Source organism: Salinibaculum salinum, assembly GCF_037645885.1.
GTDB classification, from domain to species: domain Archaea; phylum Halobacteriota; class Halobacteria; order Halobacteriales; family Haloarculaceae; genus Salinibaculum; species Salinibaculum salinum.
On the sequence record NZ_JBBENW010000016.1, the window covers coordinates 26,866 to 42,714 of the forward strand.

Consider the following 15,849-nt stretch of genomic DNA (forward strand, 5'->3'; position numbering starts at 1 on the left):
GCGCTATTTCTCAACCCCGTCGAAACAGCGGTTGACTTCACCGGGCGTCGTCGATTTCGTCGATCGCGTCGGGGTTTTCGATGCTGGAGAGGTCGCCCAGCTGCTCGCCCTCGTAGACGCCCTGGATGATGCGCCGGACGATTTTCCCGGACTGGGTCTTGGGGAACTCGTCGACGAACAGCACTTCCCGCGGTCGGAACGGCTTCCCCAGTTCCTCGCCGACCTGTGCGCGCAGTTCCTCGCGCAGATCGTCGCTCTCCTCGTAGCCCTCGTTGAGGATGACGTACGTGACGACGGCGGTCCCTTTCGTCTCGTCGTCGGCACCGATGGCGACGGCGGCGTTGACTGCCTCGTGCTCGATGAGCGCCCCCTCGACTTCGGCTGGGCCGACCTTCCGCCCAGCGACGTTGAGCACGTCGTCCGAGCGACCGTGCAGGAACCAGAAGCCGTCTTCGTCTTTCTGCGCCCAGTCGCCGTGGTCCCAGAGGTCGTCGAACCGCGACCAGTACTCTTCGAGATAGCGCTCGTCACCGCTCCACAGCGATTTCGTCATCGACGGTGCCGAGGACTTGCAGACCAGATACCCTTTCTTGTGGTCGTCGGCGATCGAGTTGCCCGACGCGTCCACGATGTCGATGTCCATGCCGAGTGCGGGGCCGCCCAGTGTCCCGGGTTTGAGCGAGTGCAGCGGCGTCGGCTGGAGGAAACAGCCGAAGATTTCGGTGCCACCCGAGATGTTCATGATGGGTGCGGTGCCCTGTCCGACGTTCTCCAGGAACCACTTCCAGGAATCGGGATCCCACGGCTCGCCGGTCGACCCGAGCAGGCGCAGCGTCGAGAGGTCGTGGCCTTCGAGCCACTCGTCGCCGTGTTTCTGCAGCGCGCGAATCGCCGTCGGCGAGATTCCGAATGTCGTCAGACCGTGGTTGTCGACCATCTCCCAGAAGCGGTCGGGCTCGGGGTGGTCGGGTGCCCCTTCGTAAATAAAGATGGTCCCGCCGTGGGCGTGGTTGCCGATGAGCGTCCACGGCCCCATCATCCAGCCGATGTCGCTGACCCAGAAGAATCGGTCCGAGGGCTTGTGGTCGAACGAGAAGAAAATCTCCTTGGCCGGCTGGACGAGGCCGCCCGCGTGCGTGTGGACGATTCCCTTCGGTTTGCCGGTCGTCCCCGACGAATAGAGGAGCATCGACTCCTGGTCGGAGGGCAGCGACTTCGTCTCGTACTCGTCGTCCTGGGTGCCGACGGCATCGTCCCACCACTCGTCGCGGTCGTCGTCCCACGAAAGATCGGATTCCTCGGAGTCAAGGCGATTGTAGACGATGGTGTGTTCGACGTGGCCGGCCTCCTCGATGGCCTCGTCTGCAGCGGATTTCAGATCGACTTCACTGCCCCGGCGGTAGAATCCGTCGCCAGTGAACAGGACGTTGCACTCGGCGTCAGAGATACGCGTGGCCGTCGCGTCGACGCCGAACCCGGAGAAGATGGGTACTGCGATGGCACCGACTTTGAAACAGCCGTACAGCAGCGGGACGATTTCGGGAACCATCGGCATGTACAGTCCCACCGTATCGCCGGTGCCGATGCCGCGTTCTTCGAGGGCGTTGGCGACACGGTTCGTCTGCTGGTGGAGTTCGTGGTAAGTGATCTCACGCACCTCGCCGTCTTCGCCTTCCCAGATGGTCGCGACCTTGTTCCGGTTCGCCGCGTCCGGGGCGGCGTGGCGGTCGACGACGTTGTGTGCGATGTTGAGTTCCCCGCCGACGTACCAGTCTGTGAACTGTGGTCCGTCTGTGTCGTCGCGTACCTGGTCGTACTCCTCGTAGAAATCCAGGTCGAGATAGTCGACGACCTCGTCCCAGAACCAGTCCAGTCCCGAGGCGGGTTCACCCTCGACTTCGCTGACGGTTCGCTCGTGGAGTTCTTCGAAATCCGCGATACCGTGTTCTTGCATGAACGCGTAGACGTTGCTCCCTTCGACGAACTCGTCGCTCGGTTCGTAGAGCACCTCGTCGAGTTCTTCCAATGAGTCTGCCATAGTATCTCATTCTCGTCCAACGGCAAGCCCCACCAAAGAACTTGTGTGAGATATGGGAACCCCGAAGGCGAAGACGGCAGTATGTTTTTGTCCGCGGGTAGCCAACGGGGGCGTATGTACGTCCGGGATGCCCGTAATCGAGACGAGGCCTGGTTGCTCGACCACATCGAGGCGATGGAACTCGACGAGACGGCGTTTCGCTCCCGGGACTACGTCATTGCAGTCGACGAACGGGAAAACGAGCGAGCCGGCTTCGGCCGCGTTCGGATCCACAAAACCGATGACGGGGAGGTCTGTGAACTCACCAGTATCGGCGTTCTCGAAGAGTGGCGCGGCCAGGGTGTCGGTGCGCACGTCGTCGAACGACTGGTGACGACAGCCCGCGACGACGGCTTCGAAGTCGTCTACTCGCTGACCGGCGAACCCGACTATCTCGCTCAGTTTGGCTTCGAGCGTATCGAAGTCGAGCAACTCCCGGACAAGCTGCAGGACCGCCTGACCGAAAAGCAGGACTCGCTCGAACCCGACGCCGTTCCGATGCGTATCGAGGCCGAGCGCTTCCGGATGCCCAGTCACCTCCGCGAGGCATTCAAGGGCGCACACCCCGCCGAGGAGGATACCGAGCCCCAGGAAGGCCCCGAAGATTTCGGCATCGACCCGGACGAGGCGACCTACAAATACGACACCGGCGGCTAACCGTTCGACGGCTGTCGAAGCACTGCGGCCGGTTTCACGGGCGAGCGTCGGTCTGTGTCGAGTTCTTCACGGTTGTCACAATGAAGGGTTAAGTCGTCAGCGCCACTGAGTAGCGGGTATGTTCGAACAGGACGAGCTCGACAAGATACGCTCCGCGAAGGAGGAGTGGGAATCGGAGTCCTACGACCCCACTGTCGAGCGATTTGGCGAGCGCAAGGACACCTTTACGACAGACACCGAAGGCCAGGAAGTCGACTCGCTGTACACGCCTGCGGACCTCGACGACTTCGACTACGAGGAGGACCTCGGCTTTCCCGGTGATGAACCGTATACGCGCGGGGTCTATCCCACGATGTACCGCGGCCGCCTCTGGACCATGCGCCAGTACGCCGGGATGGGGACCGCGGCCGAGACCAACGAGCGGTTCAACTATCTCATCGACGAGGGCCAGACCGGGCTCTCGACGGCCTTCGACCTCCCCACGCAGATGGGACGGGATTCGGACGACCCGATGAGCGCCGGCGAAGTCGGGAAAACCGGCGTCGCTATCGATTCCCTCGCCGACATGGAGACGGTCTTCGACGGCATCCCGCTGGACGAAGTCTCTACCTCGATGACGATCAACGCCCCCGCGAGCGTCCTGCTCGCGATGTACATCGCCGTCGGCGACCAGCAGGGCGTCGACCGCGAGGAGTTGCGTGGCACTATCCAGAACGACGTGCTCAAGGAGTACATCGCCCGCAACACCTACATCTACCCGCCCGAGCCGTCGATGCGCATCATCACTGACATCTTCGAGTTCTGCGCCGACGAAACCCCCAATTTCAACACGATTTCCATCTCCGGCTATCACATCCGTGAGGCTGGCTCGACGGCCGCCCAGGAAATCGCATTCACGCTCGCAGACGGCATCGAGTACGTCGAGGCCGCAATCGAGGCTGGACAGGACGTCGACGAGTTCGCTCCCCAACTCTCCTTTTTCTTTGCCGCCTACAACAACATCTTCGAGGAAGTCGCGAAGTTCCGCGCCGCCCGCCGGATGTGGGCCAAGATCATGGAAGACCGCTTCGGGACTGACAATCCCAAATCCAAGCAGCTCAAATTCCACACCCAGACCGCCGGGTCGACGCTGACCGCCCAGCAAATCGAGAACAACGTCGTCCGCGTCGCCTACCAGGCGCTCGCCGCCGTCCTCGGCGGCACCCAGAGTCTCCACACCAACGGCAAGGACGAGGCGCTCTCGATTCCGACCGAACAGTCCGTCCGCACCGCCCTGCGGACCCAGCAGATTCTCGCCCACGAATCCGGCGCGGCCGACACCATCGACCCGCTCGGCGGAAGCTACTACATCGAGAACCTGACCGACGAACTGGAAGAGGAAGCCTTCGAACTACTGGATGAAATTGACGACCACGGCGGGATGCGCCAGGCAATCGAAGACCAGTGGGTCCAGCGCCAGATTCAGGACGTTGCCTTCGAACGCCAGCGCGAACAGGAAGCCGGCGAGCGCATCATCGTCGGCGTCAACGAGTTCGAAGTCGACGACGAGGAGGAGGTCGACATCGAGGAAGTCTCCGAAGAGGAAGAACGCAAACAGAAAGAGAACCTCAAACAGGTCAAAGCAGAGCGCGACGACGAGGCCGTCGAGGCGAAACTCGACGCGCTCCGCGAGGCCGCTCGCGGCGACGAGAACCTGATGCCCTATATCATCGACGCAGTGAAAGTCTACGCCACGACCGGCGAAGTCTGTGACGCGATGCGAGACGTGTACGGCGAATATCAGCCCGGGATCTGACCGTCGATTCGCGCTCGATCACTCTCCTTCGTATCTAACTTCCGTCCCGGACGCGACCGGCTGGAGCAGATACCCGTTGGTCTGTCCCCGCTTGACCGGCGTGAAGTCCCCGACGAACGTCGTCGACTCGTCTGCTCGAATCTCGAACTCCTCTTTGAACTGCAGCGGGGCGTTGCCTGGCGTCTCGACGGTTGCTTCCTCGCCCCCGTCGAGCGTTCCCGCAACGCCGGTGACATCGAGCTGGAGGAACCCGTACGTCTGGGTGGGTAGCTCCCGTTCGTCGATCAGTTTCGTGTTCCCGTCCTGGAGTTCGACGAGGTCCGCTTCCTGTGGCTCCTCGAACTGGTAGTACTGCCGGTCGTCGCTTTCGTCGACGTCTTCTTCTGTCTGCTCGGTTACGCCGTCTTCGGTATCATCACTCCCCTCTGTCTCGTCATCTACGGACGGTTTCACCCAGATACCCGCAATTGTGACGATACAGCTTTCGAAGTCAGCGATATCACCGGGCTGGTCGGTCACTTCCGTCGCGAGCGTTCCCGTCGTGTCGTTTCCAGAGCCAGCACAGCCGGAAAGACCGACCATTCCGACGGCACTGACAGCGCCGACGCTCTTCAGATACGCCCGTCGATTCGTCTGCGTCTCAGTTTCTGTGTGTCTCATGCGACTACTGCTCCGGTCCGAACGGGATTAAACGGGCCAGATAGTATCCCCTATTCCAACCGAATTTAGCCGATTTAAGCCGCTTTTTTGCCGTTTTCGAGCTCTATGGTATCGTTCACCACGAGCAGGAACTCGGTCAGGCAGTCACCAACGCTATGTGACCGACCGTTTCAAGATTGCGCCGGACGAGTGTCGACGCATGCACTTCGACCACGCGGGTATCGCGACCGACGACGCGGCGGGACTTGCCGACCTGTACACCGACCTCTTCGATACGCACGTCGCTCACGAGGAGACGTTCGACGGGATGGAAGTCGTCTTCCTCTCGCTCGGCAACGGGTACCTCGAACTGCTCGAACCAACTGCAAGCGATGGCGCTATCGCCTCGTATCTCGACAGTAACGGCGCAGGCATCCACCACGTCGCCGTCGCCACCGACGACATCGGCGCGGCGCTGGCCAACGCCCGCGAGATGGGTATCGACCTCATCGACGAAGAGCCACGCGACGGCGCATGGGGACACGACGTCGCTTTCCTGCACCCCAAGGACACCGGCGGGATTCTAGTGGAGTTCGTCGAACACTAGACCATCGAGAAACCGAACTGTCCGGAAGAACCGTCAGCTATCAGCGCGTTTATTTTCACCCGCGCCAGACCACCTGGCGTATGAGCCCGCACGCCGCCCTCACGCGGATGCCATTTGCTGAGCATCTCGGAATCGAAGTCGAACAGGCAGCGGACGGCGAGGCCACCGGGCGCATCCCGCTCGAATCACACCACTCGTCGAACAGAGCCACCGCCGTTGCACACGGCGGGGTCACGTCCGCCCTGGCAGACACGGTGGGTGCGGCAGCGGTGATGTCTGAGATACCGTATTCTTCGGCGGTACAGACCAGTCGTTCGGTGAATTTCTTGAATGCCCAGAAGTTGTGGGTCTTGGCATTGGTTTCGACCGACCAGTGCGTGTCCAACACGTCGGTCAAGCCACCGATATACACCGTGTCCACTCCGTCCTCGTACAGTCGTTCCAGCAAGTCACGACACAGTGCCTCTTGTGCGTGGTCGCGGCGACGGGTTCGCTTCCGGTACAGTCGCCGGATACGCTTGCTACTGTATCGGCCTTCGTCAAGTTTCGACTGCAAGCGGGCAATTTCTCGCGTGGTCTCACGGAACCGCTGGAATAATTCGCGGCCTTCGTAGAGGTATTGCTTGCCGGTTGTGGTGGTACAGGCGACGATATTGTTTGCACCAATATCCAGAGCGGCCTTTTCGTCGGCCAGTGGAGCTGCCCGTACATCCTCAGAAACAGTCACGGGCTGCGAAGCTCGGAAGGTGCTCTCTGTCTCGTCGTACCACAACTCTAGTCGGCTTTGATCCTCGTAATCAGACCAGCTTGGTTCACCAGCAATTTCCAGCCGGAGACGACTTTTCGGGCTATTATGTTCGTCTCGCAGTTCTTCACCGACGACAATTTCAAGCCGGGAATGCGCGCCCCATTCGACGGAGTATGCGTCCTTTCGGATGACGCCTTTGAGAACACGTCCGTCGTCTTCGTTCCCACGGAAGCCCGGTGGTTTCGGGTGTTCCGTGACCGACGTGTTCGACTCGTCGTGATACGCCTTCTTGTTCCCGAAGAACGACCGCCATGCTTCGCTGTTCTTCGCAATCACTTGTTGGGCAGTAGACGCCCCGAGAACACCTTTGTATCGGCCTTCGAGTTGGCCTGTATCGGCCTCGAACACGCCTTCATCCTCAAAGCCATCCTCGTCGTTGTACCGCATGAGGCGTTCGTAACGCAGCTTACGCGATTCACGCCCGTCCCCAGAAATCGAAGATTTCTGGTGTGCGAACAAATCGCTCTGCGATCTGTCAACTCCCTGTTCAGTACTCGGTTCCGACAGACCGTCGGAACGCTCGTCCCTCACGGGAAGTGCGGGACTCTCTCGCTGTCAAAGGTAGCGACGCTTGCTCGCCAGATCCGTCTATCGAGCGAGGCGCTGTGGCGGCGTGCCTCAGACCCACCTGATATCTGTTGAACATTTTTCCTACGTTTTGAGAACAGTCACCGTGGCTTTTCACGAGAGGCGGCGTCTCCGTAGCTATGCCGCAAAGTCATGATTTTGCTGGTGACACAGTCGTCGTAACAGGTGCAGGCTCGGGTATTGGTCGGGCGACCGCTATCGCGTTCGGCGAGGCCGGAGCGAACGTCGTTGTCGCAGACGTTGACCGGGACGGTGGGACCCAGACCGCCACGGAAATAACAGACGAGACGGAAGGGGACGGGACGTTCGTCGACGTTGATGTCACCGATGATGGGGATGTCGAGGAGATGGTCGAAACCGCCACCACGGAGTACGGTGGCCTCGACGTAGCGTTTAACAACGCAGGAATCGGCGGGACGTTCGATGCCACCGACGAGATCTCCGAGGAGGACTGGCAGGCGATAATCGACGTGAATCTGTCGGGAATCTGGCGGAGCATGCGCAAAGAGATTCCGGTGATGCTCGAAGACGGCGGCGGTGCAATCGTCAACACGGCTTCCGTCCTCGGGAAAGTAGGTGAAGCGGAGACGCCGGCGTACACGGCCGCGAAACACGGCGTCGTGGGCCTCACGAAAGTCGCGGCACTGGAACGTGCAACTGACGATATCAGGGTCAACGCCGTCTGTCCCGGGTACATCGAAACCCAGATGCTCGATGATGCTGGGGTGACAACGGACGAGGAACTGCTCGCTGAAACCAAGGCGCTCCACCCGATGGAGCGACTCGGGACAGCAGAGGAAATCGCCGAAGCTGTCCTGTGGCTCGCGTCTGACGACGCGTCGTTTGCCACCGGTGAAACACTGGCTATCGACGGCGGATACCTCAGTCGGTGACCCAGTACGCAGGATACGTAACCTGCCTCGCCGACCGGTGAACAGCCGGTCTCACTCGAGTCGGCCGCTGTCGATGTCGACGCCGGGGGGCGTCACGACGAGAAAGCCCCGGAAGTGCATCAGTTCACCGCCGGCCTGTTTGATGTCGCGGGCGAAGTCAGCCGCGAGTTCGTTCAGGTCTCCGTCGACGTTCAGGACCAGCGTCGCCCCCGAATCGATGGTCGAAATCCACTCGTCTGGGTCGGTCGTCCCGTCGAGGACGCCCAGAACGACGCGGCTGGACCCGCTCGCCCCGCTGTCAGTGTCGTCTAACTCGTCCTCGACTGATTGCAGGTCGAGGCCGTCGAAATCGCTCATACGCGTTGCTCGGCGGGAGTGGGCAAAAATCTCCCGGCCCTGGTGGTGCCACGGCAGTCGGTGTTTGTATGCCAATCACCCGCACGCACGCCGTCTCAGGGACAGTTTTATATCCAGTGAGCGTCCTGATACAGATGCCTATGACAAACACGGAGGATTCGTCGGACACCCCGGCGGATCGAGTTCTTCCAGGGCACTCTGGATAGTACGTCCGAAATTCAGGACGCACGAATTTTCGACACCACGCTCCGAGACGGAGAGCAGACGCCGCGGACCTCGTTCTCGTACGAAGACAAACGAGAGATAGCCGCGCTGCTCGACGAGATGGGGACCCACGTCATCGAAGCCGGGTTCCCGGTCAACTCCGACGCCGAGTTCGAGGCTGTCCGCGATATCGCGGCGGCCTCGACGACGGACGTCTGTGGGTTGGCTCGCGTGGTCGAACAGGATATCGAAGCCGCGCTCGACTCTGGCGTCGACATGGTCCACACGTTCGTTTCGACCAGCGACGTCCAGCTCGAAGACTCGATGCACGCGACCCGCGAACAGGCCAAACAGCGGGCCATCGAGTCAGTCGAGCGCGTGAAAGAAGCCGGTGTGGAGTGCATGTTCTCCCCGATGGACGCCACCCGGACCGACGAGACGTTCCTGCTGGATGTCGTGGAAGCGACCAGCCAGGCAGGAGCCGACTGGATAAACATTCCAGACACGACCGGCGTCGCGACCCCGACACGATTCGGCAAGATGGTCGCGAACGTCGTCGACGCGACGGTCGACGGGACTCGGGTCGACGTCCACACCCACGACGACTTCGGGCTGGCCGGCGCGAACGCCCTGGCCGGCTACGAGGCCGGTGCGAGCCAGGCGCAGGTGTCGGTCAACGGCATCGGCGAGCGCGCCGGCAACGCGGCCTACGAAGAGGTCGTGATGAGCCTGGAATCGCTGTACGACGTCGACACCGGCATCGACACGACGAAGATTACGGAGCTCTCGCGGATGGTCGAGGAGAAATCTGATGTCCCGGTCCCGGGCAACAAGCCCATCGTCGGCGACAACGCCTTCTCTCACGAGAGCGGCATCCACGCCGCCGGCGTCATCGAGAACTCCGACACCTTCGAGCCGGGTGTCATGACCCCCGAGATGGTCGGGGCTAAGCGCGAACTGGTGCTCGGGAAACACACCGGCAACCACTCGGTCCGTCAGCGCCTCGAAGAGGTGGGGTACGACCCGACCGACGACGAGGTACGGGAAGTGACCCGCCGCGTCAAAGACTTTGGCGCGGAGAAACAGCGGGTGACGATGGACGAACTGGAGAAGTTCGCCCGCGAGGTCGGCGTCGAACAGGTCGAGGAGGTCCGGGCGTAGCCACATGGCTGCTGCCTTTCCGGCCGTACCCGCGCGTCAGCGGCTGGTGAACCACTCACCAGTCGGGTGGGTTGCACACGCGCCAGCGAGGCAGGGACGCTCGCCGTCCCGCGAGTGTCGCGTGTGTGTGCCCGTCTGCATGCGGGGGAGGACACGCGCGTCACAGAAGCCTTATTACTCGGGCCGGACAGATACTCGTACTGATGCGACCGTCCGCGTGCGACAGACCGCAGGTCCGTCTCGACGGCAGCGACGGCTCTTTCCTTATTGTAGGGGCGGTATAGCCCCTCACACACAGTTTCACGTCGGTCGAGTATCGCTTTCACAGCCAGACAGTATGGAGACACACATGACACAATCACAGGAGGGACGATGAGCGAACGAGCATCTGTCCCGAAAGAAGACGAACCGGACGCCGAGGCCGCCGAGGCCGAGGCAGAACCAGACGACGCAGAGATACAGACGGGGGCAGACGCCGTCGCGGCATCACTGGAGAACGCTGGCGTCGAGTATCTCTTCGGTGTGCAGGGCGGGGCAATCATGCCCGTCTACGACGCGCTGTACGAACACGAGGAGATGACCCACGTCACGATGGCCCACGAGCAGGGCGCGGCTCACGCCGCCGACGCATACGGCATCGTGACCGGCGACCCGGGCGTCTGTATGGCCACCTCAGGGCCGGGCGCGACGAACCTCGTGACCGGTATCGCCGACGCCAACATGGACTCGGACCCGCTGATCGCGCTGACCGGGCAGGTCCCGACGAACTTCGTCGGCAACGACGCCTTCCAGGAGACCGACACTATCGGCGTCACCCAGCCGATCACGAAACAGAACATCTTCGCAGAGAGTCCCCACGAGGTCGGGGCCGACGTCGGCGAGGCGTGGGCGCTGGCCAACGAAGGGCGGCAGGGGCCGACGCTGGTCGACCTGCCGAAAGACGTGACCCAGACCGAAACGGACAGCCAGCCAAGCGAGCCGAAGACGCCGGATACGTACAACCCACCGGAGGAGGCCGACGAGGTCATCGTCGAGGAAGCGGCGAAGACGCTCGCCGACGCCGACAGGCCGCTCATCCTCGCCGGCGGTGGCGTTATCAAGGGCAACGCGAGCGACGAACTCCGCCAGTTCGCCCGCGAGTACGAAATTCCAGTCGTCCAGACGATGCCCGGCACGGGCGCGTTCCCCGACGACGACCCGCTGAGTCTGGAAATCGCCGGCATGCACGGCACGGGTTACGGCAATCTCGCCATCTCGAACTGTGACGTGTTGCTCGGCATCGGGACGCGCTTCGACGACCGCCTGACCGGCGGTATCGACACGTTCGCGCCCGACGCTGACGTCATCCACGTCGACATCGACCCCGCGGAGATCTCGAAGAACGTTCACGCGGACTACCCGCTCGTGGGCGACGCAAAGCAGGTCATCCGCCAGCTCGACGACGAACTCGAGGACGCGCCGGACTGTCAGGCGTGGCGCGACCAGTGTGACCAGTGGAAAGACGAGTACCCACTGGACTACGATATGCCGGAGGACGAACCGCTGAAGCCTCAGTACGTCGTCGAGAAGTACGACGAGGTGACGCCCGACGACACCATCGTCGCCGCCGGCGTCGGCCAGCACCAGATGTGGGCCTGGCAGTACTGGACCTGGAAGCACCCGCGGACGTGGGTGACCAGTCACGGTCTCGGGACGATGGGCTACGCCGTGCCCGCGGCAATCGGCGCGAAAATCGCAGCCCCTGACAAGGAAGTCGTCGCCTTCGACGGTGACGGCTCGTTCCTGATGACTGCACAGGAACTCTCGGTTGCAGTCCGGGAGAACCTGAACATCACCATCGTCGTCCTGAACAACGAGGCGGTCGGGATGGTCCGCCAGTGGCAGGACGGCTTCTACGAGGGTCGCCGGATGGCTTCGGAGTACCCCTGGATTCCGCAGTTCGACAAGCTCGCGGAAGCCTTCGGCGCGCAGGGACTGCGCCTCGAAGAGACCGACAACGTCGAAGACGTGATTCAGGAGGCCCGCGAGTACGACGGCCCGTCGGTCATCGACGCCATCATCGACCCGAGCGAGAACGTCTACCCGATGGTTCCGAGCGGCGGCGACAACGCCCGCTTCGCACTGAACGAGCAGCACCTGGAGGACCTCTAAGATGACACAAGGCGAACTCCCCGGACCGCATCCCGACGAGCGGATACTCCCCCGCGGACGACGCAACGAGCAGGGAATCCGTATCGACCCCGAGGCAGAGGCAGAGCACCCGCCCGAGCGAACGGTGCTGTCGGCGCTCGTGAAAAACGAGCCCGGCGTGCTTGCTGAGGCAGCCGGTCTGTTCAGCCGTCGGCAGTTCAACATCGACTCGCTGACCGTCGGGCGCACGATCGACGACGAACTCTCCCGGATGACCATCGTCATCGAGGAGCCGCGCCCGGGCATCGACCAGGCAAAAAAGCAACTGGAGAAGCTCATCCCCGTCGTCTCGGTGCGCGAACTGGACACCGACGCCGTCCAGCGCGAACTGGTCATCCTGAAAGTCAACGGGACCGAACCGGACAAGGTCAACGCGATCACCGAGATGTACGACGGCGATACGCTCGACGCTGGTCCCCGGACCATCACGGTCGAAATCACCGGGAACGAACAGAAGATAGACGACGCAGTCGACGCCTTCGAGCAGTTCGGCATCCGCGAACTCGTCCGGACCGGCTACGCGGCGCTGGCCCGCGGCGAGGCACCGACGGCGGAGGTCAAACAGCCGAACAAGGCACCGACAGACGCGCAAGTTGCGACACAGGAGGTTTCAGATGACTGACGACGATTTCAACACAGACGTGTACTACGACGAGGACGCAGACGCATCGAACATCGAAGACAAGACGGTCGCCATCCTGGGCTACGGGAGTCAGGGTCACGCCCACGCGCTCAACCTCGCGGACAGCGGGGTCGACGTGGTCGTCGGTCTCCGGCCGGGCTCTTCGTCGCGAGAGGCCGCCGAAGCCGAGGGCCTGCGCGTGGAGGAGCCCGCTCAGGCCGCTTCTGAAGCAGACATCGTGAACATGCTCATTCCCGACACCGTCCAGCCACACGTCTGGGAGAACATCAGACACGAACTGGACGCCGGCGACACGCTCCAGTTCGCGCACGGGTTCAACATCCACTACGGGCAGATTGAACCACCCGAGGACGTGGACGTGGCGATGGTCGCACCCAAGTCACCCGGCCACCTCGTGCGCCGGACCTACGAGCGCGGCGAGGGGACGCCGGGTCTGCTGGCGATCTACCAGGACGCAACCGGTGAGGCACACGCCGAAGGACTGGCATACGCGCAGGCAATCGGCTGTACGCGTGCTGGTGTCATCGAGACCTCGTTCCAGGAGGAGACCGAGACCGACCTCTTCGGCGAACAGGCCGTCCTCTGTGGCGGCGTCACGGAGATGGTCAAGGCAGGCTTCGAGACGCTCGTGGATGCGGGCTACTCGCCGGAGATGGCCTACTTCGAGTGTCTGAACGAACTGAAGCTGATTGTCGACCTGATGTACGAAGGTGGCCACATGGAGATGTGGAACTCGGTTTCGGACACCGCCGAATACGGCGGTCTCACCCGCGGCGAGGAAGTTATCAACCGCGAGGGAATGGAAGAGATTCTCGAAGGTGTCCAGAACGGCGAGTTCGCACGTGAATGGATAAATGAGAACCAGGCCAACCGCCCGGCCTACAAACAGTACCGCCAGGCGGAGCAGGACCACCAGATCGAGGAGGTCGGCGAGCGCCTGCGCGACCTGTTCGAATGGGGCGAACAGGAGTGACACGATGACGATGAAAGACGTGGACCACACGCATCCACACACGAACGAAGCCTTCGGCGAACTGCACAACCGCGGTGCGGTCGTTGCGGCGGACGGTGGGCACCCCGGTGACGACGAGACAGGGACCGAACGAATGGAAGACGTAAGCCACGAACCGCCCTCAGAGGGCGCAAACCGCGCCTTCGAGCGGGGCACAGAAGGACGAGACGAGACTGTATGAGTCAGAATACGCTGTACGACAAGGTATGGGATAGACATAAAGTAACGACGCTGCCAAACGGGCAAGACCAGTTGTTCGTCGGGCTACACCTCATCCACGAGGTGACCAGCCCGCAGGCCTTCGGGATGCTCCGCGAGCGAGACATCGATGTTGCACGCCCGGACCTGACGCTGGCGACGGTCGACCACATCGTCCCGACGGCAGACCAGTCCCGCCCCTACAGCGACGACGCTGCCGAGGAGATGATGGCCGAACTCGAAGAGAACGTCCGCGACGCGGACATCGAGTTCCTTGACCCCACCAGCGGGGACCAGGGTATCGTCCACGTCGTCGGCCCGGAGCAGGGGCTGACCCAGCCCGGCAAGACCATCGTCTGTGGTGACAGCCACACTTCGACGCACGGCGCGTTCGGTGCGCTGGCGTTCGGTATCGGCACCTCCCAGATTCGGGACGTGCTGGCCACTCAGACCATCGCGATGGACAAGCAGAAGGTCCGGAAGATTCAGATCGACGGCGAACTCCAGGAGGGCGTCGAGGCCAAGGACATCATCCTCGAAATCATCCGTCGGCTGGGCACCGAGGGCGGCGTCGGCTACGTCTACGAGTACGCCGGCGAAGCCATCGAGGACCTGGGGATGGAAGGCCGGATGAGCATCTGTAACATGTCCATCGAGGGCGGCGCTCGTGCAGGCTACGTCAACCCCGACGAAACCACCTACGAGTGGCTCGAAGAGACCGACCACTTCCAGGAGAATCCCGGCGAGTTCGAACGCCTCAAACCCTACTGGGAGTCCATCCGGAGCGACGACGACGCCGAGTACGACGACGTGGTCACCATCGACGGGAGTTCGCTGGAACCGGTCGTCACCTGGGGGACCACCCCGGGGCAGGGCGTCGGCATCACCGACCCGATTCCGGAACCCGAATCGCTGCCCGAAGACAAGGTAGACACCGCCCGGCGCGCACAGGAACACATGCGCGTTGAACCCGGCGACACGATGGAAGGCTACCAGATTGACGTAGCCTTCCTCGGCTCGTGTACGAACGCACGCCTGCCGGACCTGCGCCGCGGCGCACAGATTGTCGAGGGACGCGAAGTCCACGACGATGTGCGCGCGATGGTCGTCCCCGGCAGCCAGCGCGTCCAGAAGGCCGCCGAGGAGGAAGGGCTGAAGGACATCTTCGAGGAAGCCGGCTTCGACTGGCGCAACGCCGGCTGTTCGATGTGTCTGGGCATGAACGAGGACCAGCTGGAGGGCGACGAAGCCTGTGCCTCCTCGTCGAACCGGAACTTCGTCGGTCGACAGGGGAGCAAGGACGGTCGCACCGTGCTGATGAACCCCCAGATGGTCGCCGCTGCGGCCGTCGAAGGGGAAGTGACAGACGTGCGCGAACTTGAGGAGGTGGTTAGCGTATGACTGGTACTGAAGATATTCCCGAGGTCACCGAAGTCACCGGTACTGGTATTCCCATCCGCGGGAACGACATCGACACCGACCAGATAATTCCGGCGCGCTTTATGAAGGTGGTCACTTTCGACGGACTGGGCGAGTTCGCCTTCTTCGACCTGCGCTTTGACGACGACGATAACCAGAAAGACCACCCGATGAACGAAGAGCGCTTTCAGGACGCGAACATCATGGTGGTCAACTCGAACTTCGGCTGTGGCTCCTCACGCGAGCACGCCCCGCAGGCGCTCATGCGCTGGGGCATCGACGCCATCATCGGCGAGAGCTTCGCAGAGATTTTCGCGGGCAACTGCCTGGCGCTGGGCATCCCGACGGTCACCGCCGACCACGAGACCATCAACGACCTCCAGCAGTGGGTCGACGACAACCCCGACGGCGAAATCGACATCGACATCGCCAGCGAGACGATTGCCTACGGCGGCCAGGAAGTCGGCGTCGAAGTCAACGAGGGCCAACGCAAGGCGCTCGTCGACGGTATCTGGGACACGACGGCGCTGATGAAGTCGAACGCAAACGAGATAGCGAAGACGGCCGCAGAGCTGCCCTACGTCGAAGAAGCCTGAGGAAC

Annotated in this window: 14 protein-coding genes and 2 pseudogenes; 12 read left to right on the forward strand and 4 right to left on the reverse strand. The window is 62.3% G+C overall.

Going from position 1 to position 15,849, the window contains the following annotated elements:
* Positions 1-37: 37 nt before the first annotated feature.
* On the reverse strand, positions 38-2,038 hold the full coding sequence (locus tag WDJ60_RS13700) for an AMP-binding protein (RefSeq protein ID WP_340101125.1): 2,001 nt from the start codon (positions 2,036-2,038) through the stop codon (positions 38-40).
* Between the two features lie 114 nt (positions 2,039-2,152).
* On the opposite strand from WDJ60_RS13700, the gene WDJ60_RS13705 reads away from it, so the two are divergent.
* The gene (locus WDJ60_RS13705) at positions 2,153-2,734 is read left to right on the forward strand and encodes a GNAT family N-acetyltransferase (RefSeq protein ID WP_340101126.1); all 582 of its coding nucleotides are present in this window, start codon (positions 2,153-2,155) and stop codon (positions 2,732-2,734) included.
* A gap of 118 nt (positions 2,735-2,852) precedes the next feature.
* Positions 2,853-4,529, forward strand: a complete 1,677-nt coding sequence (locus WDJ60_RS13710) for an acyl-CoA mutase large subunit family protein (protein WP_340101127.1) — start codon at positions 2,853-2,855, stop codon at positions 4,527-4,529.
* An 18-nt stretch (positions 4,530-4,547) separates the two neighbouring features.
* Here WDJ60_RS13710 and WDJ60_RS13715 read toward each other — a convergent pair whose 3' ends face one another.
* Entirely contained in the window at positions 4,548-5,189 is a 642-nt protein-coding gene (locus WDJ60_RS13715; RefSeq protein WP_340101128.1) for a DUF4382 domain-containing protein, read from the reverse strand.
* Positions 5,190-5,388: 199 nt separating this feature from the next.
* Between WDJ60_RS13715 and mce the strand changes: the two genes are divergently transcribed.
* Both mce and WDJ60_RS13725 read left to right on the forward strand, forming a co-directional pair.
* On the forward strand, positions 5,389-5,775 hold the full coding sequence (gene mce, locus WDJ60_RS13720; RefSeq protein ID WP_340101129.1) for a methylmalonyl-CoA epimerase: 387 nt from the start codon (positions 5,389-5,391) through the stop codon (positions 5,773-5,775).
* 107 nt (positions 5,776-5,882) lie between these two features.
* A pseudogene (locus WDJ60_RS13725) lies at positions 5,883-6,047 on the forward strand (PaaI family thioesterase); the annotation flags it as partial.
* Positions 6,048-6,052: 5 nt separating this feature from the next.
* Here the strand turns inward: WDJ60_RS13725 and WDJ60_RS13730 are convergent.
* A pseudogene (locus tag WDJ60_RS13730) lies at positions 6,053-6,991 on the reverse strand (transposase); the annotation flags it as partial.
* A gap of 299 nt (positions 6,992-7,290) precedes the next feature.
* On the opposite strand from WDJ60_RS13730, the gene WDJ60_RS13735 reads away from it, so the two are divergent.
* Positions 7,291-8,064 carry a glucose 1-dehydrogenase gene (locus WDJ60_RS13735; protein WP_340101130.1) on the forward strand — a complete coding sequence of 258 codons (774 nt, stop codon included), beginning with the start codon at positions 7,291-7,293 and terminating at the stop codon, positions 8,062-8,064.
* Positions 8,065-8,115: 51 nt separating this feature from the next.
* Here WDJ60_RS13735 and WDJ60_RS13740 read toward each other — a convergent pair whose 3' ends face one another.
* Entirely contained in the window at positions 8,116-8,421 is a 306-nt protein-coding gene (locus tag WDJ60_RS13740) for a DUF5779 family protein (RefSeq protein WP_340101132.1), read from the reverse strand.
* Between the two features lie 156 nt (positions 8,422-8,577).
* On the opposite strand from WDJ60_RS13740, the gene WDJ60_RS13745 reads away from it, so the two are divergent.
* From WDJ60_RS13745 to leuD, 7 genes are all read left to right on the forward strand, one after another.
* On the forward strand, positions 8,578-9,786 hold the full coding sequence (locus WDJ60_RS13745) for a LeuA family protein (RefSeq protein ID WP_340101192.1): 1,209 nt from the start codon (positions 8,578-8,580) through the stop codon (positions 9,784-9,786).
* Between the two features lie 372 nt (positions 9,787-10,158).
* Entirely contained in the window at positions 10,159-11,937 is a 1,779-nt protein-coding gene (gene ilvB / locus WDJ60_RS13750; RefSeq protein ID WP_340101134.1) for a biosynthetic-type acetolactate synthase large subunit, read from the forward strand.
* 1 nt (position 11,938) lies between these two features.
* Entirely contained in the window at positions 11,939-12,598 is a 660-nt protein-coding gene (gene ilvN, locus WDJ60_RS13755; RefSeq protein WP_340101135.1) for an acetolactate synthase small subunit, read from the forward strand.
* Entirely contained in the window at positions 12,591-13,592 is a 1,002-nt protein-coding gene (ilvC, locus tag WDJ60_RS13760) for a ketol-acid reductoisomerase (protein ID WP_340101137.1), read from the forward strand. Before ilvN ends, ilvC begins: the two co-directional genes overlap by 8 nt.
* 4 nt (positions 13,593-13,596) lie before the next feature.
* On the forward strand, positions 13,597-13,812 hold the full coding sequence (locus WDJ60_RS13765) for a DUF7989 family protein (RefSeq protein WP_340101138.1): 216 nt from the start codon (positions 13,597-13,599) through the stop codon (positions 13,810-13,812).
* Positions 13,809-15,230, forward strand: a complete 1,422-nt coding sequence (gene leuC / locus WDJ60_RS13770) for a 3-isopropylmalate dehydratase large subunit (RefSeq protein WP_340101139.1) — start codon at positions 13,809-13,811, stop codon at positions 15,228-15,230. Before WDJ60_RS13765 ends, leuC begins: the two co-directional genes overlap by 4 nt.
* A complete protein-coding gene (gene leuD, locus WDJ60_RS13775; RefSeq protein WP_340101141.1) occupies positions 15,227-15,844 on the forward strand; it encodes a 3-isopropylmalate dehydratase small subunit in 618 nt (205 codons plus the stop codon). The genes leuC and leuD overlap by 4 nt, the downstream gene beginning before the upstream one ends.
* The last annotated feature ends 5 nt before the right edge of the window (positions 15,845-15,849 follow it).